This is a genomic window from Citrobacter sp. Cm038 (assembly GCF_030333105.1).
In the GTDB taxonomy this organism is placed as follows: Bacteria; Pseudomonadota; Gammaproteobacteria; order Enterobacterales; family Enterobacteriaceae; genus Citrobacter; species Citrobacter murliniae.
This window is the reverse complement of sequence record NZ_JAOWGO010000024.1, coordinates 308,377-331,401: the sequence shown is the minus strand read 5'-3', so window position 1 is coordinate 331,401 and position 23,025 is coordinate 308,377. Positions and strand designations below refer to the sequence as shown.

General features: G+C 51.2%; 18 protein-coding genes and 1 pseudogene. 15 read left to right on the top strand and 4 right to left on the bottom strand.

Annotated elements, in window-relative coordinates; translation table 11 throughout:
• Positions 1 to 368 precede the first annotated feature (368 nt).
• The 4 genes from dnaK to nhaR all read left to right on the top strand — a co-directional run bounded on the left by dnaK (position 369) and on the right by nhaR (position 5,825).
• Positions 369 to 2,291 carry a molecular chaperone DnaK gene (gene dnaK, locus OGY01_RS18855; RefSeq protein ID WP_045439604.1) on the top strand — a complete coding sequence of 641 codons (1,923 nt, stop codon included), beginning with the start codon at positions 369 to 371 and terminating at the stop codon, positions 2,289 to 2,291.
• Between the two features lie 85 nt (positions 2,292 to 2,376).
• A complete protein-coding gene (gene dnaJ / locus OGY01_RS18850) occupies positions 2,377 to 3,510 on the top strand; it encodes a molecular chaperone DnaJ (RefSeq protein ID WP_045439607.1) in 1,134 nt (377 codons plus the stop codon).
• 210 nt (positions 3,511 to 3,720) lie between these two features.
• The gene (nhaA, locus tag OGY01_RS18845) at positions 3,721 to 4,887 is read left to right on the top strand and encodes a Na+/H+ antiporter NhaA (RefSeq protein ID WP_225760450.1); all 1,167 of its coding nucleotides are present in this window, start codon (positions 3,721 to 3,723) and stop codon (positions 4,885 to 4,887) included.
• A 38-nt stretch (positions 4,888 to 4,925) separates the two neighbouring features.
• Positions 4,926 to 5,825: a transcriptional activator NhaR gene (gene nhaR, locus OGY01_RS18840; RefSeq protein ID WP_045439611.1), complete on the top strand. Its 900-nt coding sequence runs from the start codon at positions 4,926 to 4,928 to the stop codon at positions 5,823 to 5,825.
• A gap of 59 nt (positions 5,826 to 5,884) precedes the next feature.
• Here the strand turns inward: nhaR and rpsT are convergent, their stop codons facing one another.
• A complete protein-coding gene (rpsT, locus tag OGY01_RS18835) occupies positions 5,885 to 6,148 on the bottom strand; it encodes a 30S ribosomal protein S20 (RefSeq protein WP_003018940.1) in 264 nt (87 codons plus the stop codon).
• Positions 6,149 to 6,253: 105 nt separating this feature from the next.
• On the opposite strand from rpsT, the pseudogene OGY01_RS18830 reads away from it, so the two are divergent.
• The 11 genes and pseudogenes from OGY01_RS18830 (at position 6,254) to caiF (ending at position 19,780) form a co-directional block, all read left to right on the top strand.
• A pseudogene (locus OGY01_RS18830) lies at positions 6,254 to 6,469 on the top strand (DUF2575 domain-containing protein).
• A gap of 7 nt (positions 6,470 to 6,476) precedes the next feature.
• Positions 6,477 to 7,415 (top strand): bifunctional riboflavin kinase/FAD synthetase, encoded by a 939-nt coding sequence (ribF, locus tag OGY01_RS18825; RefSeq protein WP_045439613.1) that lies wholly within the window; start codon positions 6,477 to 6,479, stop codon positions 7,413 to 7,415.
• A 37-nt stretch (positions 7,416 to 7,452) separates the two neighbouring features.
• Positions 7,453 to 10,269, top strand: coding sequence for an isoleucine--tRNA ligase (gene ileS / locus OGY01_RS18820; RefSeq protein WP_048222080.1), 2,817 nt, complete (start codon positions 7,453 to 7,455; stop codon positions 10,267 to 10,269).
• The gene (gene lspA, locus OGY01_RS18815) at positions 10,269 to 10,766 is read left to right on the top strand and encodes a signal peptidase II (RefSeq protein ID WP_286493510.1); all 498 of its coding nucleotides are present in this window, start codon (positions 10,269 to 10,271) and stop codon (positions 10,764 to 10,766) included. The genes ileS and lspA overlap by 1 nt, the downstream gene beginning before the upstream one ends.
• 117 nt (positions 10,767 to 10,883) lie before the next feature.
• Positions 10,884 to 11,333: an FKBP-type peptidyl-prolyl cis-trans isomerase gene (gene fkpB / locus OGY01_RS18810; protein ID WP_045439628.1), complete on the top strand. Its 450-nt coding sequence runs from the start codon at positions 10,884 to 10,886 to the stop codon at positions 11,331 to 11,333.
• A gap of 1 nt (position 11,334) precedes the next feature.
• Positions 11,335 to 12,285 carry a 4-hydroxy-3-methylbut-2-enyl diphosphate reductase gene (gene ispH, locus OGY01_RS18805; RefSeq protein ID WP_045439631.1) on the top strand — a complete coding sequence of 317 codons (951 nt, stop codon included), beginning with the start codon at positions 11,335 to 11,337 and terminating at the stop codon, positions 12,283 to 12,285.
• 65 nt (positions 12,286 to 12,350) lie between these two features.
• Positions 12,351 to 13,265: a ribonucleoside hydrolase RihC gene (rihC, locus tag OGY01_RS18800; RefSeq protein ID WP_225760452.1), complete on the top strand. Its 915-nt coding sequence runs from the start codon at positions 12,351 to 12,353 to the stop codon at positions 13,263 to 13,265.
• Positions 13,266 to 13,438: 173 nt separating this feature from the next.
• Positions 13,439 to 14,260, top strand: a complete 822-nt coding sequence (gene dapB / locus OGY01_RS18795; protein WP_045439634.1) for a 4-hydroxy-tetrahydrodipicolinate reductase — start codon at positions 13,439 to 13,441, stop codon at positions 14,258 to 14,260.
• Between the two features lie 457 nt (positions 14,261 to 14,717).
• Positions 14,718 to 15,866, top strand: a complete 1,149-nt coding sequence (gene carA / locus OGY01_RS18790; protein ID WP_045439637.1) for a glutamine-hydrolyzing carbamoyl-phosphate synthase small subunit — start codon at positions 14,718 to 14,720, stop codon at positions 15,864 to 15,866.
• Positions 15,867 to 15,884: 18 nt separating this feature from the next.
• Positions 15,885 to 19,109, top strand: coding sequence for a carbamoyl-phosphate synthase large subunit (carB, locus tag OGY01_RS18785; RefSeq protein ID WP_045439640.1), 3,225 nt, complete (start codon positions 15,885 to 15,887; stop codon positions 19,107 to 19,109).
• Positions 19,110 to 19,384: 275 nt separating this feature from the next.
• Positions 19,385 to 19,780, top strand: a complete 396-nt coding sequence (gene caiF, locus OGY01_RS18780) for a carnitine metabolism transcriptional regulator CaiF (protein WP_045439642.1) — start codon at positions 19,385 to 19,387, stop codon at positions 19,778 to 19,780.
• 41 nt (positions 19,781 to 19,821) lie between these two features.
• Here the strand turns inward: caiF and caiE are convergent, their stop codons facing one another.
• The 3 genes from caiE to caiC form a co-directional block, all read right to left on the bottom strand.
• Positions 19,822 to 20,418 (bottom strand): carnitine operon protein CaiE, encoded by a 597-nt coding sequence (caiE, locus tag OGY01_RS18775; RefSeq protein WP_045439644.1) that lies wholly within the window; start codon positions 20,416 to 20,418, stop codon positions 19,822 to 19,824.
• A gap of 78 nt (positions 20,419 to 20,496) precedes the next feature.
• On the bottom strand, positions 20,497 to 21,282 hold the full coding sequence (gene caiD / locus OGY01_RS18770) for a crotonobetainyl-CoA hydratase (RefSeq protein WP_045439647.1): 786 nt from the start codon (positions 21,280 to 21,282) through the stop codon (positions 20,497 to 20,499).
• A gap of 176 nt (positions 21,283 to 21,458) precedes the next feature.
• The gene (gene caiC / locus OGY01_RS18765) at positions 21,459 to 23,012 is read right to left on the bottom strand and encodes a crotonobetaine/carnitine-CoA ligase (RefSeq protein WP_048222077.1); all 1,554 of its coding nucleotides are present in this window, start codon (positions 23,010 to 23,012) and stop codon (positions 21,459 to 21,461) included.
• Positions 23,013 to 23,025: the final 13 nt, after the last annotated feature.

The following is a 23,025-nucleotide window of genomic DNA, read 5'->3' as shown; positions in this document are numbered from 1 at the left end:
ACGGGTTCAAAAGTGGCAATCTGCCACCATATTACCGCTGTCAGAAAAACGATTCATTCTTGTAATATTTTCTTTTTATTACAATTTTTTCGTGAATGGCTTATTTTGTTTTATTTGATTTATGAATAAATTTGGATTGGTAACTATTTCTCATGTTGCTTTTCAGCTCCATTTATCTCGTTTTCTGGTCTCAGGGCTAAAAAAAATTTGCATGCCCCCCTTGATGACGTGGGTTACGACCCCATCTTGTAGACAACCGCAGTGGTGAGTCTGAAAAAAAACGATTCAGGGTAGTTGAAACCGCACGTTTCGCCCTTATTACAGATTCACAACCACATGATGACCGAATTTTTAGTGGAGACGTTTAGATGGGTAAAATTATTGGTATCGACCTGGGTACTACCAACTCTTGTGTAGCGATTATGGATGGCACTACTGCACGTGTGCTGGAGAACGCCGAGGGCGATCGCACCACGCCTTCTATCATTGCTTATACCCAGGATGGTGAAACTCTGGTTGGTCAGCCGGCTAAACGTCAGGCAGTGACAAACCCGCAAAACACCCTGTTTGCGATTAAACGCCTGATTGGCCGCCGCTTCCAGGACGAAGAAGTGCAGCGTGATGAAGCTATCATGCCGTACAAAATCATCGGTGCTGACAACGGTGATGCATGGATTGATGTAAAAGGTCAGAAAATGGCACCGCCGCAGATTTCTGCAGAAGTGCTGAAAAAAATGAAGAAAACCGCTGAGGATTACCTGGGCGAACCGGTAACTGAAGCCGTTATCACCGTACCTGCATACTTTAACGATGCTCAGCGTCAGGCAACCAAAGACGCAGGCCGTATCGCAGGTCTGGAAGTCAAACGTATCATCAACGAACCGACTGCTGCCGCGCTGGCTTACGGTCTGGATAAAGAAGTCGGCAACCGTACTATCGCGGTATATGACCTCGGTGGTGGTACCTTCGATATCTCTATTATTGAAATCGACGAAGTTGACGGCGAAAAAACCTTCGAAGTTCTGGCAACCAACGGTGATACCCACCTGGGTGGTGAAGACTTCGATAGCCGTATGATCAACTACCTGGTTGACGAATTTAAGAAAGATCAGGGCATTGACCTGCGTAACGACCCGCTGGCAATGCAGCGCCTGAAAGAAGCCGCAGAAAAAGCGAAAATTGAGCTGTCTTCTGCGCAGCAGACCGACGTTAACCTGCCGTACATCACTGCAGATGCGTCTGGTCCGAAACACATGAACATCAAAGTGACCCGTGCGAAACTGGAAAGCCTGGTAGAAGATCTGGTGAACCGTTCCATCGAGCCGCTGAAAGTTGCTCTGCAGGATGCTGGTCTGTCTGTTTCCGACGTTCAGGATGTAATCCTGGTTGGTGGTCAGACTCGTATGCCGATGGTGCAGAAGAAAGTTGCTGAGTTCTTTGGTAAAGAACCGCGTAAAGACGTTAACCCGGACGAAGCTGTAGCAATTGGTGCTGCCGTTCAGGGTGGTGTATTGACCGGTGATGTGAAAGACGTACTGCTGCTGGACGTTACCCCGCTGTCTCTGGGTATCGAAACCATGGGCGGCGTGATGACTCCGCTGATCGCCAAAAATACCACCATCCCGACCAAGCACAGCCAGGTGTTCTCTACCGCTGAAGACAACCAGTCTGCGGTAACCATCCATGTGCTGCAGGGTGAACGTAAACGTGCTGCTGATAACAAAGATCTGGGTCAGTTTAACCTGGATGGCATCAGCCCGGCACCGCGCGGCATGCCGCAGATCGAAGTCACCTTCGATATCGATGCTGACGGTATCCTGCACGTTTCCGCGAAAGACAAAAACAGCGGTAAAGAGCAGAAGATCACCATCAAGGCATCTTCTGGTCTGAACGAAGAAGAAATTCAGAAAATGGTTCGTGAAGCAGAAGCGAACGCGGAATCTGACCGTAAGTTCGAAGAGCTGGTTCAGACCCGTAACCAGGGCGACCATCTGCTGCACAGCACTCGCAAGCAGGTTGAAGAAGCAGGCGACAAACTGCCAGCTGATGACAAAACTGCCATCGAGTCTGCACTGACCGCGCTGGAAACTTCTCTGAAAGGTGAAGACAAAGCGGATATCGAAGCGAAAATGCAGGCGCTGGCGCAGGTTTCCCAGAAACTGATGGAAATCGCTCAGCAGCAGCACGCACAGCAGCAGGCTGGTGCAGCAGGCGCTGATGCTTCTGCAAACAACGCGAAAGATGACGATGTTGTCGACGCTGAGTTTGAAGAAGTGAAAGACAAAAAATAATCGCCCTTTGAACGGGTAATTACTGGCACGGGCGAAGAGGTTTCCTCTCCGCCCGTGCATGCATGTTAGGGGCAGATAAAAAAAGATGGCTAAGCAAGACTATTACGAGATTTTAGGCGTTTCCAAAACAGCGGAAGAGCGTGAAATCAAAAAGGCCTACAAGCGCCTGGCCATGAAATTCCACCCGGACCGTAACCAGGGTGATAAAGAGGCCGAAGCTAAATTCAAAGAGATCAAAGAAGCCTACGAGATCCTGACCGATGCGCAAAAGCGAGCGGCTTACGATCAGTACGGCCATGCAGCATTTGAGCAAGGCGGTATGGGCGGCGGCGGCGGTTTTGGCGGCGGTGCTGACTTCAGCGATATCTTTGGTGACGTGTTTGGCGATATCTTTGGCGGTGGTCGTGGCCGTCAGCGCGCCTCACGTGGTGCTGATTTACGTTACAACATGGATCTCACTCTGGAAGAAGCCGTGCGTGGCGTCACCAAAGAGATCCGTATTCCTACACTGGAAGAGTGTGACGTCTGCCACGGCAGCGGCGCGAAATCTGGTACTCAGCCGCAGACCTGTCCAACCTGTCACGGTTCCGGTCAGGTGCAGATGCGTCAGGGCTTTTTTGCCGTACAGCAGACCTGTCCACACTGCCAGGGGCGCGGTACGCTGATCAAAGATCCATGCAATAAATGCCATGGTCATGGTCGCGTTGAGAAGAGTAAAACGCTGTCCGTTAAAATACCTGCTGGGGTGGATACCGGCGATCGTATTCGCTTGTCTGGTGAAGGCGAAGCAGGCGAGCATGGCGCACCGGCAGGCGATCTGTACGTTCAGGTGCAGGTGAAACAGCACCCGATTTTTGAACGAGAAGGCAATAACCTCTACTGTGAAGTACCGATTAACTTTGCGATGGCAGCTCTGGGCGGTGAAATTGAAGTACCGACGCTGGATGGCCGCGTGAAGTTAAAAATACCTGGTGAAACGCAAACCGGTAAACTTTTCCGTATGCGTGGCAAAGGTGTTAAATCGGTTCGCGGTGGTGCTCAGGGCGATCTGTTGTGCCGTGTTGTCGTTGAAACCCCAGTGGGTCTGAACGACAAACAAAAACAGTTGCTGAAAGATCTTCAGGACAGCTTTGGCGGTCCGACGGGTGAGCAAAACAGCCCGCGCTCAAAAAGCTTCTTCGACGGCGTGAAGAAATTCTTCGATGATCTGACGCGCTAATAAACAAGCCTAACATTTGATGAAAAGCCTGAGACTGAAGAGCCTCAGGCTTTTTTATTTCTGCGATCCGTCCTGATCAAATTGTCATTCCCCTTTGTTTTTTAGTTCGTAAATACCGAGTTATTCATCATGAATAAACTAATATTAACGATGAGTTATGCGGAGTAAGATAGTAATTACGAAGTATTCACCCAATAGAGAGAATAAAAAGTGAAACATCTGCATCGTTTTTTTAGTAGCGACGCCTCGGGAGGCATTATTCTGATCATCGCTGCAGTGGTAGCTATGTTGATGGCCAATATCGGCGTAACCAGTGGATGGTACCACGCCTTTCTGGAAACCCCCGTCCAACTGCGGGTTGGCGCGCTTGAGATCAACAAAAATATGCTGCTGTGGATCAACGACGCCTTGATGGCGGTGTTTTTCCTGCTAATTGGTCTGGAAGTGAAGCGTGAGCTGATGCAAGGGTCGCTGGCCAGCCTGCGTCAGGCTGCTTTTCCAATCATTGCGGCAATTGGCGGCATGATTGTTCCGGCGTTGCTCTATCTCGCATTCAACTATGCCGATCCTATCACCCGTGAAGGGTGGGCGATCCCTGCGGCAACGGATATAGCTTTTGCATTGGGCGTGCTGGCACTTCTGGGGAGTCGTGTCCCGCTGGCGCTGAAAATATTCCTGATGGCGCTGGCGATTATCGATGATCTTGGCGCTATCGTGATTATCGCGCTGTTCTATACCAGCGACCTGTCACTGCTTTCGCTGGGGGTTGCCGCATTCGCTATTTTGATTCTGGCGGTGTTGAATTTGTGCGGGGTAAGACGTACCGGCATTTATATTCTGGTTGGCGTAGTACTGTGGACTGCGGTACTGAAGTCCGGCGTGCACGCGACCCTGGCTGGCGTAATTGTTGGTTTCTTCATTCCGTTGAAGGAAAAGCATGGCCGGTCACCAGCGAAGCGTCTGGAGCACGTCCTGCATCCGTGGGTGGCATATTTGATTCTACCGCTGTTTGCCTTTGCCAATGCGGGAGTTTCATTGCAGGGCGTTACGATGGATGGGCTAACCTCCATACTGCCTCTGGGCATTATTGCCGGCCTGCTTATTGGTAAGCCGTTGGGAATCAGCCTGTTCTGCTGGCTGGCGCTGCGTCTGAAGTTGGCACAGTTGCCGGAGGGGACGAATTTCCAGCAAATTATGGCGGTGGGTATTCTGTGCGGTATTGGCTTCACAATGTCGATTTTTATCGCCAGCCTTGCGTTTGGTAACGTTGATCCTGAGTTAATTAACTGGGCGAAACTGGGGATCCTGATCGGTTCCTTGCTGTCGGCGGTTATCGGTTATAGCTGGCTGCGCACGCGTTTGAATGCGCCAGCCTGATCGGTTAATCCGTTTATGACAATTTTCAGGGAGAGAGTATGTCTCATATAAATTACAACCACCTGTATTACTTCTGGCATGTGTACAAAGAAGGTTCGGTGGTGGGGGCTGCAGAAGCGCTTTATCTGACGCCACAAACTATTACCGGGCAGATCAAAGCGCTTGAGGAACGTTTACAGGGAAAGTTGTTTAAGCGTAAGGGACGTGGGCTGGAGCCGAGTGAGCTGGGCGAATTAGTTTTTCGATATGCGGACAAGATGTTCACCTTAAGCCAGGAGATGCTGGATATCGTGAACTATCGCAAAGAGTCTAATTTACTGTTCGACGTTGGCGTGGCGGATGCGTTGTCTAAACAGCTGGTCAGCAGCGTGCTGGATGCTGCTGTGGTTAAAGATGAACAGATCCACCTGCGCTGCTTTGAATCAACGCATGAGATGCTGCTGGAGCAGCTCAGCCAGCACAAGCTGGACATGATTATCTCAGACTGCCCGATCGACTCCACGCAACAGGAAGGGCTGTTCTCGGTGAAAATTGGCGAGTGTTGTGTAAGCTTCTGGTGCACAAATCCGTTACCAGAAAAGCCGTTTCCGGCATGTCTCGAGGAACGGCGATTATTGATACCAGGACGTCGTTCAATGCTCGGGCGTAAGTTGCTGAACTGGATTAACTCTCAGGGGCTGAACGTAGAAATCCTCGGGGAGTTTGACGATGCTGCATTGATGAAAGCTTTTGGTGCAACACACAATGCCATTTTTGTTGCACCTACGCTCTATTCGAACAATTTCTATGCAGATGACTCAATTATTGAGATTGGACGCGTGGAGAATGTGATGGAGGAATATCATGCCATTTTTGCCGAGAGGATGATCCAGCATCCGGCGGTGCAGCGTATTTGTAATGCGGATTATTCCGCGCTATTTACGCCAGCGAACAAATAAGCAGACATAAAAAAACCCGCTTGCGCGGGTTTTTTCACAAAGCGACAACAAGCAAGCGATTAAGCCAGTTTGTTGATCTGCGCAGTCAGGTTTGCTTTATGACGTGCAGCTTTGTTTTTGTGGATCAGACCTTTAGCAGCCTGACGATCCACGATTGGTTGCATTTCGTTAAATGCTTTCAGTGCAGTAGCTTTGTCGCCAGCTTCAATAGCTGCGTATACTTTCTTGATGAAAGTACGCATCATAGAGCGACGGCTAGCGTTGTGCTTGCGGGCCTTTTCAGACTGAACGGCGCGCTTCTTAGCTGATTTGATATTAGCCAAGGTCCAACTCCCAAATGTGTTCTATATGGACAATTCAAAGGCCGAGGAATATGCCCTTTTAGCCTTCTTTTGTCAATGGATTTGTGCAAATAAGCGCCGTTTAAATTGCGGCACTCGTTGCGTAGTGATGGCGCAGGATTCTACCAGCTTGCGTGCTGTGAATACAGCTTTTCCACGAGAAAAGTTGAATTGGCTTGCCCGTGAAGGACATCAATTTGTTTCATAACAATGAAAACAATCTTCTTTCTGTTTCGTGGTACCAATCGCCGGTTAACCTTGACCGCGGTACAGGGTATACTTTCACGATTTTCACTGTTTTGAGCCAGACATGAAGCTGATACGAGGCATACATAATCTCAGTCAGGCCCCGCATGGGTGTGTGCTGACTATTGGTAATTTCGATGGCGTGCATCGTGGCCACCGCGCGTTGCTGCAGGGTTTGCAGGAAGAAGGACGCAAGCGGGGCTTGCCGGTAATGGTGATGATTTTTGAGCCACAGCCGCTTGAACTGTTTGCGACTGAAAAGTCACCTGCACGACTGACTCGTTTGCGGGAAAAGCTGCGTTATCTGGCGGAATGCGGCGTTGATTACGTGCTCTGTATACGTTTTGACAGACGCTTTGCCGCATTAACGGCACAGAATTTTATCGGTGACCTGTTGGTTAAGCGGCTGGGTGTACAATTTCTTGCCGTTGGTGATGATTTCCGCTTCGGCGCTGGTCGCGAGGGCGATTTCTTGTTATTACAGGAAGCGGGTGCGGAGTATGGCTTCGATATCACCAGTACCCAGACCTTCTGTGAAGGTGGAGTGCGAATCAGCAGTACCGCAGTGCGCCAGGCGCTGGCTGAAGATAATCTGTTGCTGGCTGAAAGCTTGCTGGGTCATCCCTTTACCATTTCGGGACGGGTTGTACACGGCGACGAGTTAGGACGTACCATCGGCTTTCCGACGGCAAATTTACCGCTCCGTCGCCAGGTCTCTCCTGTAAAAGGGGTGTATGCGGTTGAGGTGATGGGGCTTGGCGAAAAACCTATTCCCGGTGTCGCTAACATCGGTACTCGCCCAACGGTGGCAGGCGTACGCCAGCAGTTAGAAGTGCATTTGCTGGACGTTGTAATGGACCTCTACGGTCGCCATATAGATGTAGTACTGCGTAAAAAAATACGCAACGAACAGCGATTTGCCTCGCTGGATGAACTAAAAGCGCAGATTGCGCGTGATGAGTTAACTGCCCGCGATTTTTTTGGGCTATCAAAACCGGCTTAACGCCTATACGAGTTTTAAATACGGAACCGAGAATCTGATGAGTGACTATAAATCAACCCTGAATTTGCCGGAAACAGGGTTCCCGATGCGCGGCGATCTCGCCAAGCGTGAACCGGGAATGCTGGCGCGTTGGACTGATGATGACCTGTACGGCATCATTCGTGCGGCTAAAAAAGGCAAAAAAACCTTCATTCTGCATGATGGCCCTCCTTATGCGAATGGCAGCATTCATATTGGTCACTCTGTAAACAAGATTCTGAAAGACATTATCGTGAAGTCCAAAGGACTCACGGGATATGACTCGCCTTACGTTCCGGGCTGGGACTGCCACGGTCTGCCTATCGAGCTGAAAGTAGAGCAGGAATTTGGTAAGCCGGGAGAGAAGTTCACTGCCGCAGAGTTCCGTGCCAAATGCCGTGAATATGCCGCAACGCAGGTTGACGGCCAGCGTAAAGACTTTATCCGTCTTGGCGTGCTGGGCGACTGGTCACATCCGTACCTGACGATGGACTTCAAAACCGAAGCCAACATCATTCGCGCGCTGGGTAAAATCATCGGCAACGGTCACCTGCACAAAGGTGCGAAACCGGTGCATTGGTGCGTAGACTGCCGTTCTGCACTGGCGGAAGCGGAAGTTGAATATTACGACAAAACGTCCCCGTCTATCGACGTGGCGTTCCACGCTGCCGACCCTGACGCGGTGAAAGCGAAGTTTGGCGTTTCTGATGTCAACGGCCCGATCTCTCTGGTCATCTGGACTACCACTCCGTGGACGCTGCCGGCTAACCGCGCTATCTCTCTGGCACCTGATTTTGATTATGCGCTGGTGCAGATTGACGGTCAGGCCCTGATTCTGGCAAAAGACCTGGTTGAAAGTGTAATGCAGCGTATTGGCGCCGCTGAGTACAGCATCCTTGGTACAGTAAAAGGCGCTGAGCTGGAACTGCTGCGTTTTACCCATCCGTTTATGGGCTTTGATGTTCCGGCAATCCTTGGCGATCACGTGACGCTGGATGCGGGTACCGGTGCGGTGCATACCGCGCCAGGCCATGGTCCTGACGACTATGTCATTGGTCAGAAATATGGACTGGAAGTGGCTAACCCGGTTGGTCCGGACGGCACTTATCTGCCAGGTACTTATCCAACGCTGGATGGCGTTAACGTATTCAAAGCCAACGATATCGTCGTTGCATTGCTGACTGAAAAAGGCGCACTGCTGCACGTTGAGAAGATGCAACACAGCTATCCTTGCTGCTGGCGTCACAAGTCTCCGATCATCTTCCGTGCAACACCACAGTGGTTCGTCAGCATGGATCAGAAAGGCTTGCGCGCGCAGTCGCTGAAAGAGATCAAAGGTGTACAGTGGATCCCGGACTGGGGTCAGGCGCGTATCGAATCAATGGTTGCCAACCGTCCTGACTGGTGTATCTCCCGTCAGCGTACGTGGGGTGTGCCGATGTCTCTGTTTGTTCACAAAGACACAGAAGAACTGCATCCGCGTGCCATCGAACTGATGGAAGAAGTTGCCAAACGCGTTGAAGTCGACGGCATCCAGGCATGGTGGGATCTCGATCCAAAAGATATCCTCGGTGACGAAGCTGACCAGTATGTCAAAGTACCGGATACGCTGGACGTATGGTTCGATTCCGGGTCAACCCATTCATCCGTGGTTGATGTGCGCCCTGAGTTTTCTGGTCACGCGGCAGATATGTATCTGGAAGGCTCTGACCAGCATCGTGGTTGGTTCATGTCTTCGCTTATGATTTCCACCGCAATGAAGGGCAAAGCGCCATACCGTCAGGTACTGACCCACGGTTTCACCGTTGATGGTCAGGGACGCAAGATGTCCAAGTCCATCGGTAACACCGTTAGCCCACAGGATGTGATGAACAAACTGGGTGCGGATATTCTGCGTCTGTGGGTGGCATCTACCGACTACACCGGCGAAATGGCGGTTTCAGACGAAATCCTGAAACGTGCTGCTGACAGCTATCGTCGTATCCGTAACACCGCTCGCTTCCTGCTGGCGAACCTGAACGGGTTTGATCCGCTAAAAGACATGGTGAAACCGGAAGAGATGGTCGTGCTGGATCGCTGGGCTGTGGGCTGTGCACAAGCGGCACAGGACGAGATCCTGAAAGCCTACGAAGCCTATGACTTCCACGAAGTCGTGCAGCGCCTGATGCGCTTCTGCTCCGTTGAAATGGGTTCGTTCTATCTCGACATCATCAAAGACCGCCAGTACACCGCGAAAGCGGACAGCGTGGCGCGTCGTAGTTGCCAGACTGCGCTGTTCCATATCGCAGAAGCACTGGTCCGTTGGATGGCACCAATCATGTCCTTTACCGCCGATGAAATCTGGGGTTACCTGCCAGGCGATCGCGAGAAGTATGTTTTCACCGGTGAGTGGTACCAAGGTCTGTTTGGTCTGGCCGATACTGAAGCGATGAACGACGCATTCTGGGACGAACTGCTGAAAGTGCGTGGCGAAGTGAATAAGGTTATCGAGCAGGCGCGTACGGATAAGAAAGTGGGCGGTTCTCTGGAAGCGGCAGTCACCCTGTATGCTGAGCCAGAACTGGCTGCGAAGCTGACCGCACTGGGCGAAGAGTTACGCTTTGTTCTGTTGACCTCTGGCGCGATTGTTGCGGATTATGCAGAAGCACCTGCTGATGCTCAGCAGAGCGAACTGCTCAAAGGTCTGAAAATTGTACTGAGCAAAGCCGAAGGTGAGAAGTGCCCGCGTTGCTGGCATTACACCACCGACGTCGGTCAGGTGGCGGAACACGCAGAAATCTGCGGACGCTGTGTCAGCAACATCGCCGGTGATGGCGAAAAACGTAAGTTTGCCTGATGAGTAAGCCTCTTTGTTCAACTGGGCTACGCTGGCTATGGCTGGTGGTAGTCGTGCTGATAATCGATTTGGGCAGCAAATACCTGATCCTCCAGAACTTTGCTCTGGGGGATACGGTGTCGCTATTCCCGTCGCTTAATCTGCACTATGCGCGTAATTATGGCGCTGCGTTTAGCTTCTTAGCCGACAGCGGTGGCTGGCAGCGCTGGTTCTTCGCCGGTATCGCGATTGGTATTTGTGTCATTCTGGCGGTGATGATGTATCGCTCGAAGGCGACGCAGAAGCTGAACAACATTGCCTATGCGCTAATCATTGGTGGCGCGCTGGGGAACCTGTTCGATCGACTGTGGCATGGTTTCGTGGTCGATATGATCGACTTTTACCTTGGTGACTGGCATTTCGCTACATTCAATCTTGCTGATACGGCGATTTGTATTGGCGCTGCGTTGATTGTCCTGGAAGGCTTCTTACCTTCGAAAGAGAAAAAAGCCGCATAAAAAAATGCCGGATAACGCTATGCTTATCCGGCGTGTAATATATCGCGATCCTTGTTTGCCCGGCTTGCTTAGCGCTACCGGGCAAACAGGCGGCAGCAATTTTAAAGAGCAATCTGCATGTCTAAATCAGTACAGAGTAACAGTGCGGTGCTGGTGCACTTCACCTTAAAGCTCGACGATGGCTCCACCGCAGAGTCAACCCGCAATAACGGTAAGCCTGCGCTGTTCCGCCTGGGCGATGGTTCTCTGTCTGAAGGACTGGAACAACATCTTCTGGGGTTAAAAGAGGGTGATAAAACCACTTTTTCTCTGGAGCCGGACGCCGCCTTTGGTGTGGCAAGCCCGGACTTAATTCAGTATTTCTCGCGTCGGGAATTTATGGACGCGGGTGAGCCAGAAATTGGCGCTATCATGCTCTTTACCGCAATGGACGGCAGTGAGATGCCGGGTGTGATCCGCGAAATCAATGGTGATTCAATCACGGTTGACTTCAACCATCCGCTGGCCGGGCATACCGTTCATTTTGATATTGAAGTGCTGGAAGTCGAACCGGCACTGGAGGCGTAAAATGCAGATCCTGTTGGCCAACCCGCGCGGTTTTTGCGCTGGCGTAGACCGCGCTATCAGCATTGTAGAAAACGCGCTGGCCATTTACGGCGCGCCGATTTATGTCCGCCATGAAGTGGTGCATAACCGCTATGTGGTGGATAGCCTGCGCGAGCGCGGCGCTATTTTTATAGAACAAATCAGCGAAGTGCCAGATGGCGCGATCCTGATTTTCTCGGCTCACGGAGTGTCTCAGGCAGTACGTAATGAGGCGAAAGGTCGTGACCTCACGGTGTTTGATGCAACCTGTCCGCTGGTGACGAAAGTGCATATGGAAGTCGCGCGAGCCAGCCGTCGCGGTGAAGAGTCGATCCTGATCGGCCACGCCGGGCACCCGGAAGTCGAAGGCACAATGGGGCAGTACAGCAACCCGCAAGGGGGAATGTATCTGGTTGAATCACCAGATGATGTGTGGACGCTGGACGTTAAAAACGAAGCGAAGCTGTCGTTTATGACGCAAACCACGCTCTCAGTGGACGACACATCTGATGTGATTGACGCGCTACGTAACCGTTTCCCGAAAATTGTCGGACCGCGTAAAGACGATATCTGCTATGCCACCACTAACCGACAGGAAGCGGTTCGTGCGCTGGCGGAACAAGCGGATGTGGTACTGGTGGTCGGTTCGAAAAACTCCTCTAACTCCAACCGCCTGGCCGAGCTGGCGCAGCGTATGGGCAAAGCGGCATACCTGATCGACGATGCAACCGATATCCAGGAATTGTGGGTGAAAGAGGCGAAGTGCGTGGGTGTCACCGCCGGAGCTTCTGCACCGGATATCCTGGTGCAGAACGTGATTACTCGCCTACAGGAGTTTGGCGGCGGGGAACCTGTTCCGTTGGAAGGACGTGAAGAGAACATTGTTTTCGAAGTGCCTAAAGAGCTGCGTGTGGATGTTCGTGAAGTAGAGTAAAACTTTCACTTATCTATTATGAGAAGATGCCAGACTTAACGTCTGGCATTTTTTTTGGAGAAACCATGCGCTTACCGATCATTCTTGATACCGACCCCGGCATTGATGATGCCGCTGCTATAGCCGCCGCGCTGTTTGCCCCTGAGCTGGATCTGCAACTGATGACCACGGTGGCAGGTAACGTTTCTGTGGAAAAAACCACTCGTAACGCGCTACAACTGCTACATTTCTGGAATGCGGATATCCCGCTGGCACAAGGGGCATCAATGCCGTTGCTGCGACCGCTACGCGACGCGGCTTCTGTACACGGTGAGTCCGGTATGGAAGGATATGAGTTTGTCGAACATAACCGTCAGCCGCTGGTAAAACCCGCCTTTCAGGTGATCCGTGATGCATTGATGAGCTCTCCTGAACCCCTCACCCTGGTTGCTATTGGTCCGTTAACTAATATTGCATTGCTGCTGATGCACTATCCGGAATGTGCGTTCAATATTCGTCGTCTGGTGATCATGGGCGGTTCCGCGGGTAGGGGAAACTTTACGCCAAATGCGGAGTTTAATATTGCTATCGATCCTGAAGCGGCAGCAAAAGTATTCCAGAGTGGGCTGGAGATTGTGATGTGCGGGCTGGATGTTACTAATCAGGCAGTACTCGCACCAGATTATCTGGCGACATTGCCTGAGTTGAACCAGACCGGGAGAATGCTGCATGCGCTGTTCAGTCATTACCGCAGTGGTAGCATGAATACAGGGCTGCGTATGCACGATCTCTGCGCCATTGCCTGGCTGGTGCGTCCGGATCTGTTCACAATGAAGCCGTGCTTTGTGGCAGTAGAAACGCAGGGTGAATACACGTCGGGTACGACGGTGGTGGATATTGAAGGACGACTTGGTCAACCGGCAAATGCACAGGTGGCGCTGGATCTGAACGTTGAAGGTTTTCAACAGTGGGTTGCTCACGTGTTGGCATTGGCCCCCTGATTTCTGCACGATATAACGATATGACGCTGCTTATTCCGTAGTGTCATGTCTTTTACTGATATCTCTCCCTGTTTATCATTAAATTCTAATTATCGACGTTTTCGGCTGGCGGCGCAGCGATGCGCTGGTTAATCTGAAAATGATTTACGTGAAATTAACAAAAGAGAATAGCTATGCATGATGCACAAATCCGCGTTGCCATCGCGGGAGCCGGGGGGCGCATGGGGCGTCAGTTGATTCAGGCCACCCTCGGCATGGATGGCGTACAGCTGGGCGCGGCGCTGGAGCGTGAAGGCTCATCCTTGCTGGGTAGCGATGCCGGAGAGTTGGCCGGAGCCGGGAAAACGGGCGTTACTGTGCAGAGTAGCCTTGAGGCGATCAAAGATGATTTCGATATTTTTATCGATTTTACTCGCCCGGAAGGCACTTTGACGCATCTGGCATTTTGTCGCCAGCATGGAAAAGGGATGGTTATTGGGACGACTGGCTTTGATGATGCAGGCAAACAGGCTATTCATGATGCTGCTCAGGAGATTGGCATTGTATTCGCCGCTAACTTTAGCGTCGGTGTCAATGTCATGCTGAAGCTTCTGGAAAAAGCGGCGAAAGTGATGGGTGATTACACCGACATTGAAATCATCGAAGCCCACCACCGTCATAAAGTAGATGCGCCGTCAGGCACAGCGCTGGCGATGGGAGAAGCGATTGCCGGGGCACTGGATAAAGATCTCAAAGATTGCGCTGTCTATAGCCGTGAAGGTTATACCGGTGAACGTGTACCTGGCACCATTGGTTTTGCCACAGTGCGTGCAGGGGACATCGTCGGAGAACATACCGCGATGTTCGCTGATATTGGCGAACGTATCGAGATTACGCACAAGGCTTCCAGCCGTATGACGTTTGCTAATGGAGCGGTGAGATCGGCTATCTGGCTTAAATCTAAGTCAAATGGTCTTTTTGACATGCGTGATGTGCTTGATTTACGCAGTTTATAGGCATTATTTATCATTCGTGATGTGGTTATTGTAATCATAATTATTTGATTACATGGGGCAATATTTTATTGCCCTTTTATTTTTGATTGTTTTTGTGTGTTTTTGTCCTGAGTTGATTAATTTGATACGTTTACCTACAGTATTTTGTAGATTAAATGTAAATTTTGACCAAATGGTCTACTTTTTTTCATGTGTAAGCTATTTTTCACGCTCGATAAGTTCCGCAAGCGTTTTCCACCCCCACTTAGCTGATCTTTTTGCCTGTTAAATCGCATGTTTCATTCCAGTTGCGTAAAATAATAATAAAAATTGCCCTTTTGGGTAGACTTTTAGCTGGGCTGTCTCTAGAATGCCGCCGTTTGCCAGAAATCCATAGGTAAGCAAATTTGCATTGATTCATTCTGTCTTAATGAATTAATATGCAAATAAAGTGAGTGAATATTCTCTGGAGGGTGTTTTGATTAAGTCAGCGCTATTGGTTCTGGAAGACGGAACCCAGTTTCACGGTCGGGCCATAGGGGCAACAGGTTCGGCGGTTGGGGAAGTCGTTTTCAATACTTCAATGACCGGTTATCAAGAAATCCTCACTGATCCTTCCTATTCCCGCCAAATCGTCACTCTTACTTATCCCCATATCGGCAATGTCGGCACCAATGAAGCCGATGCAGAATCTTCTCAGGTACATGCGCAAGGTCTGGTCATCCGCGACCTGCCACTGATTGCCAGCAACTTCCGCGATACTGAAGACCTCTCTTCTTACCTGAAGCGTCACAACATTGTGGCGATTGCCGATATTGATACCCGTAAGCTGACTCGTCTGCTGCGTGAAAAAGGCGCACAGAATGGCTGCATCATTGCAGGGGATAACCCGGATGCAGCTCTGGCGCTGGAAAAAGCGAAAGCCTTCCCAGGCCTGAACGGAATGGACCTGGCGAAAGAAGTCACCACTGCGGAGCCTTACAACTGGACGCAGGGGAGCTGGACGCTGGCAGGTGACCTGCCAGAAGCGAAATCTGCAGATGAACTCCCGTTCCATGTTGTGGCTTATGATTTTGGTGCTAAACGCAATATTCTGCGCATGTTAGTGGATCGCGGCTGTCGCCTGACGGTGGTGCCGGCGAAGACCTCCGCAGAGGAAGTACTGAAGATGAATCCGGACGGTATTTTCCTGTCCAACGGTCCTGGTGACCCGGCTCCGTGCGACTACGCTATCGACGCGATTGGAAAATTCCTCGAAACCGATATTCCGGTATTCGGCATCTGCCTAGGCCATCAGCTACTGGCGCTGGCGAGCGGTGCTAAGACTATCAAGATGAAGTTTGGCCACCACGGCGGCAACCATCCGGTTAAAGATATTGATAACAACACCGTGATGATTACTGCACAAAACCACGGCTTTGCGGTGGATGAAGCGTCGCTGCCTGCAAACCTGCGCGTAACGCATAAATCGCTGTTCGATGGCACCCTTCAGGGTATCCACCGCACTGATAAACCGGCGTTCAGCTTCCAGGGCCACCCGGAAGCCAGTCCGGGGCCGCATGATGCTGCGCCGCTGTTCGACCACTTTATCGAGTTAATTGAGCTTTACCGTCAGTCCGCGAAATAATCAGGAGTTAATAGAGCCATGCCAAAACGTACAGACATAAAAAGTATCCTGATTCTGGGCGCGGGTCCGATTGTTATCGGCCAGGCGTGTGAGTTTGACTATTCCGGTGCGCAGGCATGTAAGGCCCTGCGTGAAGAGGGTTACCGCGTTATTCTGGTAAACTCCAACCCGGCAACCATTATGACCGACCCGGAAATGGCCGATGCTACCTACATCGAGCCGATTCACTGGGAAGTTGTGCGTAAGATTATCGAAAAAGAGCGCCCGGATGCGGTACTGCCGACCATGGGCGGCCAGACTGCGCTGAACTGTGCACTGGAACTTGAGCGTCAGGGCGTACTGGCTGAATTCGGTGTGACCATGATTGGGGCAACGGCGGATGCGATTGATAAAGCTGAAGACCGCCGTCGCTTCGATATCGCGATGAAGAAAATCGGCCTCGACACTGCGCGTTCTGGTATCGCACATACCATGGAAGAAGCGCTCGCGGTTGCCGCTGATGTTGGCTTTCCGTGCATTATCCGGCCTAGCTTCACCATGGGCGGCACCGGTGGCGGTATCGCTTATAACCGCGAAGAGTTTGAAGAAATTTGCGAACGCGGGTTGGATCTTTCCCCAACCAAAGAGCTGCTGATTGATGAGTCGCTGATTGGCTGGAAAGAGTACGAGATGGAAGTGGTACGTGATAAAAACGACAACTGCATCATCGTCTGCTCCATCGAAAACTTCGACGCTATGGGCATCCATACTGGTGACTCCATCACCGTAGCTCCGGCGCAAACGCTGACCGATAAAGAATACCAAATCATGCGTAACGCCTCGATGGCGGTACTGCGTGAAATCGGCGTGGAAACCGGTGGTTCTAACGTCCAGTTTGCGGTGAATCCAAAAAATGGTCGTCTGATTGTTATCGAAATGAACCCGCGTGTTTCTCGATCGTCGGCGCTGGCATCAAAAGCGACCGGTTTCCCGATTGCGAAAGTGGCGGCAAAACTGGCGGTCGGTTATACCCTCGACGAACTGATGAATGACATCACGGGCGGTCGTACTCCGGCTTCCTTTGAGCCGTCTATCGACTACGTCGTGACCAAAATCCCACGCTTTAACTTCGAGAAATTCGCCGGCGCCAACGACCGTCTGACTACTCAGATGAAATCTGTTGGTGAAGTGATGGCGATTGGTCGCACCCAGCAGGAATCTTTGCAGAAAGCACTGCGCGGTCTGGAAGTGGGGGCTACCGGTTTCGACCCTAAAGTGAGCCTGGATGACCCGGAAGCGCTGACCAAGATTCGCCGTGAGCTGAAAGATGCGGGCGCTGAGCGTATCTGGTATATCGCCGATGCGTTCCGCGCAGGCCTGTCCGTCGATGGTGTCTTCAACCTGACCAACATCGACCGCTGGTTCCTGGTACAAATTGAAGAACTGGTGCGTCTGGAAGAAAAAGTGGCGGAGCTTGGCATCAACGGGCTCAATGCTGACTTCCTGCGTGCTCTTAAGCGTAAAGGCTTTGCCGATGCGCGTCTGGCAAAACTGGCGGGCGTGCGCGAAGCGGAAATCCGCAAGCTGCGCGAACAGTATAATCTGCACCCGGTTTATAAGCGTGTAGATACCTGCGCCGCAGAATTTGCCACCGATACCGCTTATATGTACTCCACCTATGAAGATGAATGCGAAGCGAACCCAACGCAGGATCGCGACAAAATCATGGTCCTGGGTGGTGGTCCGAACCGTATCGGTCAGGGTATTGAATTCGACTACTGCTGCGTACATGCTTCGCTGGCACTGCGTGAAGACGGCTACGAGACCATCATGGTTAACTGTAACCCGGAAACTGTCTCTACCGACTACGACACTTCTGACCGTCTGTACTTTGAGCCGGTAACTCTGGAAGACGTGCTGGAAATCGTGCGCATCGAGAAACCAAAAGGTGTCATCGTCCAGTACGGCGGCCAGACCCCGCTGAAGCTGGCGCGTGCGCTGGAAGCCGCAGGTGTGCCGGTTATCGGCACCAGCCCGGATGCAATTGACCGTGCAGAAGACCGTGAAAGATTCCAGCACGCGGTTGACCGTCTGAAACTGAAACAACCCGCGAACGCCACCGTCACCGCCATCGAACAGGCAGTTGAGAAGGCGAAAGAGATTGGCTATCCGCTGGTGGTGCGTCCATCCTACGTTCTCGGCGGTCGCGCGATGGAAATCGTCTACGACGAAGCCGACTTACGTCGCTACTTCCAGACGGCAGTTAGCGTCTCCAACGACGCGCCGGTACTTCTGGACCGTTTCCTGGATGACGCGGTAGAAGTGGATGTGGATGCTATTTGCGACGGCGAAATGGTGCTGATTGGTGGCATCATGGAACACATCGAACAGGCTGGCGTTCACTCCGGTGATTCAGCATGTTCCCTGCCAGCCTACACGCTGAGCCAGGAAATTCAGGATGTAATGCGCCAGCAGGTGCAAAAGTTGGCCTTCGAACTGCAGGTTCGTGGTCTGATGAACGTCCAGTTTGCGGTGAAGAATAACGAAGTCTACCTGATTGAAGTCAACCCGCGTGCGGCGCGTACGGTACCGTTTGTGTCGAAGGCGACGGGGGTTCCGCTGGCGAAAGTGGCTGCACGAGTGATGGCAGGTAAAACGCTGGCACAGCAGGGCGTCACCAAAGAAGTTATCCCACCGTACTACTCGGTAAAAGAAGTGGTGCTGCCGTTCAACAAATTCCCGGGCGTTGACCCCCTTTTAGGGCCAGAAATGCGCTCTACCGGTGAAGTGATGGGCGTTGGCCGCACCTTTGCGGAAGCGTTCGCTAAGGCACAGTTGGGTAGCAGCTCCACCATGAAAAAACAGGGCCGCGCTTTACTCTCTGTTCGCGAAGGCGACAAAGAGCGCGTCGTCGACCTTGCGGCCAAACTGCTGAAGTTTGGTTTTGAGCTGGATGCCACGCACGGTACAGCGATTGTTCTGGGGGAGGCCGGGATTAACCCGCGTCTGGTGAATAAAGTGCATGAAGGTCGCCCGCACATTCAGGACCGTATCAAGAATGGCGAATACACCTACATCATCAACACCACGGAAGGTCGTCAGGCGATTGAGGATTCCAAGCTGATTCGTCGCAGTGCGCTGCAGTACAAAGTGCATTATGACACCACCCTGAACGGTGGTTTTGCCACGGCGATGGCGTTGAATGCGGATGCCACAGAGAAGGTGACGTCTGTTCAGGAAATGCACGCGCAGATCAATAAATAATATCTGGATGGTCCGGTGATAATTGCGTTAAGCGGACTTTAAATATAATTCGAAACGGTTTCTGTAAAGGAGCCGTTTTTTTTGCTCTATCAGGTCATTCCTGGATAAATAGAATTCCACAACCACATTTTCAATGTAATAAGCGCGATGTTGCTCACACTAATCAACATTCAAGTCGCATACTATCCTTTATATACACAATTTTAATATGGCTTTGTTTTTATTAATTTTGGACAAGCCGTAGCCAGATTTTTAATTTGTGAAATGGTGCGCTTATGTGTGAAGAATATGTTGAAAGACCGCTTTATTTGTTAATTGCCGATTGGATTATGGCAGAAGATCGTTGGGTGACGGCAAAAGAAATTTCCCGTCATTTCGATATTGAACATTGCAAAGCGATTAATACGCTCTCTTATATTCTTTCGGAAGTGAGTGAAATTGTTTGTGAAGTTAAGATGATCCCTAATCAGCTTGCTGGTCGCGGATGTCAGTGTCAGCGCCTGGTGAAAGTTGTGAGAATTGATCCTCAGCTTTATAGCCGATTGAGCCACGGTCTGCAGGAAAAAAGAGTGAGTGTTGGGAAAACGCCACGGATGTCGGCTGTTCCCCCTAGTGAGCTTAATCGCGAGCAGAAATGGCAGATGATGCTGTCAAAAAGTATGCGTCGGTAATCTTTTCTTTGCCGGATGGTGCTTATGCTTATCCGGCACCATCAGGAAGCCGTTTTGGGCTTTACCTCCGTTGTGCCTTTGAGGCGTGGACGGTTTTCTTCGACCTGCGTTAACGGCTGGGTTTCATGTAACCCAGCCCTACAGCGCACAGCGAGATCCTGATACTCCCTGGTATTCATTCGCTTCCACTGCAATTCCTGATCCGTCACTTCTCGTATTACCCGGGCGGGTGCCCCAACCAGTAATTGCCTTGGTTCGCCAGTAAATCCTGCTTTAACAAAGCTCATGGCGGCGACAATGCTTTCTTCGCCTATCACGGCACCGTCCATAATTACGCTGTTCATGCCAACCAGCGCATCGCGACCAATCACGCAGCCGTGCAGGATCGCGCCGTGTCCGATGTGTCCGTGCTCATGCACAATGGTATCGGTGTCGCAGTATCCATGCATGATGCAGCTATCCTGCAGATTGGAGCCTGCTTCAAGGATCAGACGACCATAGTCGCCGCGCAGTGAAGCGAGTGGGCCAATATAGACACCCGCACCCACAATTACATCGCCAATCAGCACAGCGCTGGGATGAACATAAGCAGACGGGTGTACCACGGGGATAAGACCTTCAAAAGCGTAATAGCTCACGATATTCCTTATTTTTACCGGATGGCGGTATACGGTATTTGTTGGCCGGATAAGCGAAGCCTATCCGGCATGACAACATTAACGACCTTTCCACACCGGATCGCGTTTTTCGGCAAACGCCTGCGGACCTTCAAGCGCATCTTCAGAGTGCAACACCGCCGGGTAGTGTTTCAGCACACCACTGCGGATATAGCGGTAGCCTTCTTCTACCGGCATTTCACTGGTAGCACGGTAAATCTCTTTTAGCGCTGCGATAGCCAGTGGGGCGCTATTCACCAGCTGTTGTGCCAGTTCGCGCGCACTGTCCATAAGCTCGCTTTGGTTGACGACACGGTTTACGATCCCCCAACGTAGAGCTTCTTCGGCGCTCATCCGTCTGCCGGTCATCACCATTTCGTTGACGATAGCCGGTGGCAGCAGCTTGGGCAAACGGAGTACTCCGCCACTGTCAGGCACAATACCGAGCTTCGCTTCCGGCAGCGCAAAGCTGGCGTTTTCTGCACAGACGATAAAGTCCGCAGCCAGTGCCAGCTCGAAACCACCGCCAAAGGCATAGCCGTTTACTGCCGCTATGACAGGCTTGTTGAGGTCGAAAATTTCGGTTAAACCGGCGAAGCCGCCAGGACCAAAATCAGCATCCGGAGCTTCACCTTCTGCCGCCGCTTTTAAGTCCCAACCGGCGGAAAAGAATTTCTCTCCGCCGCCGGTGATAATAGCCACGCGTAATTCAGGATCGTCACGGAAATTAAGAAAAGCCTCTCCCATTTCAAAACTGGTTTTGGCATCAATGGCATTCGCCTTTGGTCTGTCCAGCGTAATTTCCAGAATCGGGCCATTGCGGGTCAGATGTAATGATTCACTCATAGTTCATCTCCAAAAATATACCCTTCGTCTTTCAGGCTGCATTTTTGTTAGCTGCGCCCGCTCACCCAATTCACATAGTTATCTATGCTCCTGGGATGAGCGGACTTGCCGTCTCAATGCAACTCGAAATCTATTGGGTATAGATTTCCCGGCAGGAGGAATTCCCGCCAGAGGGGTTATTTCAGATTTTTTTTGATTATTTTTCCTGAACAATTACGCGGCAGGTCGGTTCGTATCTCCATAAAAGAGGGAACCTTAAATTTCGCCATATTGTGTTCGCAGAAGCTGAAGAATTCTGCTTCGCTTAATGTTTCACCTTCATTCAGTACGATAAAAGCTTTAATCGCCTCATCACGGATAGAGTCCTTAATACCGACAACGACGATGTCCTGAATTTTGGGGTGGGCGGAGATAATATTTTCCAGTTCGACACAGGAGACATTTTCTCCACCGCGTTTAATCATGTTGCAGCGCCTGTCGACGAAATAGAAAAAACCATCTTCATCCTGGTAACCTGAATCGCCGGTATGCAGCCAACCCTCAGGCTCCAGCGCTTTGGCCGTCGCATCCGGTTGTGCATAGTACTCTTTGAAGATCGTTTTACCCGGTACGCCCTTAATACAGATTTCGCCAATTTCTCCGGCGGGTAGGGGACGGTTTTGATCGTCGCGGATTTCTGCTTCATAGCTAAAGCCCACTCGCCCAATAGAGGGCCAGCGTCGTTTATCCCCCGGACGGTCTCCAATAATGCCGACAATCGTTTCTGTCATGCCGTAGGAGGTCAGGAGTCTGACGCCAAACCGTGCGATAAAGTCATCCTTCTCCTGTACCGATAAATTGAGATAGAACATCACTTCGCGCAGATGATGCTGCTTGTCCGTGGATGCAGCGGGCTGCACCATCAATGTTCTGATCATCATCGGAATGCATTCTGTAACCGTCGCCTGATATTTACGTACCTGCTCCCAGAAGGCCCGAGCGCTGTATTTCTCTATCAGAACAAAGGTACTGCCTGCAGAGAATGCCGCCATTGCTGCCGTACACTGGCAGTCGATATGAAAGGCGGGCATCACCGTCAGGTAAACATCATCGTCGCGCAGGGCGCATTGCCAGGAGGAGTAGTAGCCAGCAAAACGCAGGTTATAGTGGGTAATGACCACCCCTTTGGGACGAGAGGTGGTTCCTGAGGTGAACAGGATTTCCGCCGTATCGTCAGTGGATAACGCAGGCGCATAACACAGCGTTGCTGGCTGTTGGTTTTTCAGGTCGGAAAAGTGACTTACGCCGTCGTCAGCTGGAACATGATCGCTAATCAAACAGATGTGATTGAGCGGAGTCTCATTTTCCAACTTTATCTGGCGATACATGGGATAAAACTGGGTGCTGGTGACCAGCAGACTGACCTGGCTGTTTTGCAGGATCCAGGCACTTTCCTCTCCCAGTAAGCGGGCATTAATCGGTACCATAATGGCGCCAATTTTTGCCAGCCCAAACCAGCAAAAAATGAATTCCGGGCAGTTATCCAGATGCAATGCGACCTTATCGCCTTTGCGGATCCCCAGGGAATGAAAAAGATTTGCCGTGCGGTTAATCTCTTCATTAAGCGAGGCATAACTAAACTGTCGAACATTTCCTTCACAGGATTCGAAAATAAGCGCCGTTTTATCTCCGTACACCCCGGCCAGGTCGTCCCACATCTGACGTAAGTTTTGTCTGCCAACGATATCCATATTACTTATCCAC

Excerpts from the sequence above, each read along its gene's own strand:
- dnaK (WP_045439604.1), top strand. The coding sequence starts at position 369 with ATGGGTAAAATTATTGGTATCGACCTGGGTACTACCAACTCTTGTGTA.
- dnaJ (WP_045439607.1), top strand. The coding sequence starts at position 2,377 with ATGGCTAAGCAAGACTATTACGAGATTTTAGGCGTTTCCAAAACAGCG.
- nhaR (WP_045439611.1), top strand. The coding sequence starts at position 4,926 with ATGTCTCATATAAATTACAACCACCTGTATTACTTCTGGCATGTGTAC.
- ribF (WP_045439613.1), top strand. The coding sequence starts at position 6,477 with ATGAAGCTGATACGAGGCATACATAATCTCAGTCAGGCCCCGCATGGG.
- ileS (WP_048222080.1), top strand. The coding sequence starts at position 7,453 with ATGAGTGACTATAAATCAACCCTGAATTTGCCGGAAACAGGGTTCCCG.
- lspA (WP_286493510.1), top strand. The coding sequence starts at position 10,269 with ATGAGTAAGCCTCTTTGTTCAACTGGGCTACGCTGGCTATGGCTGGTG.
- fkpB (WP_045439628.1), top strand. The coding sequence starts at position 10,884 with ATGTCTAAATCAGTACAGAGTAACAGTGCGGTGCTGGTGCACTTCACC.
- ispH (WP_045439631.1), top strand. The coding sequence starts at position 11,335 with ATGCAGATCCTGTTGGCCAACCCGCGCGGTTTTTGCGCTGGCGTAGAC.
- rihC (WP_225760452.1), top strand. The coding sequence starts at position 12,351 with ATGCGCTTACCGATCATTCTTGATACCGACCCCGGCATTGATGATGCC.
- dapB (WP_045439634.1), top strand. The coding sequence starts at position 13,439 with ATGCATGATGCACAAATCCGCGTTGCCATCGCGGGAGCCGGGGGGCGC.
- carB (WP_045439640.1), top strand. The coding sequence starts at position 15,885 with ATGCCAAAACGTACAGACATAAAAAGTATCCTGATTCTGGGCGCGGGT.
- caiF (WP_045439642.1), top strand. The coding sequence starts at position 19,385 with ATGTGTGAAGAATATGTTGAAAGACCGCTTTATTTGTTAATTGCCGAT.
- caiD (WP_045439647.1), bottom strand. The coding sequence starts at position 21,282 with ATGAGTGAATCATTACATCTGACCCGCAATGGCCCGATTCTGGAAATT.
- caiC (WP_048222077.1), bottom strand. The coding sequence starts at position 23,012 with ATGGATATCGTTGGCAGACAAAACTTACGTCAGATGTGGGACGACCTG.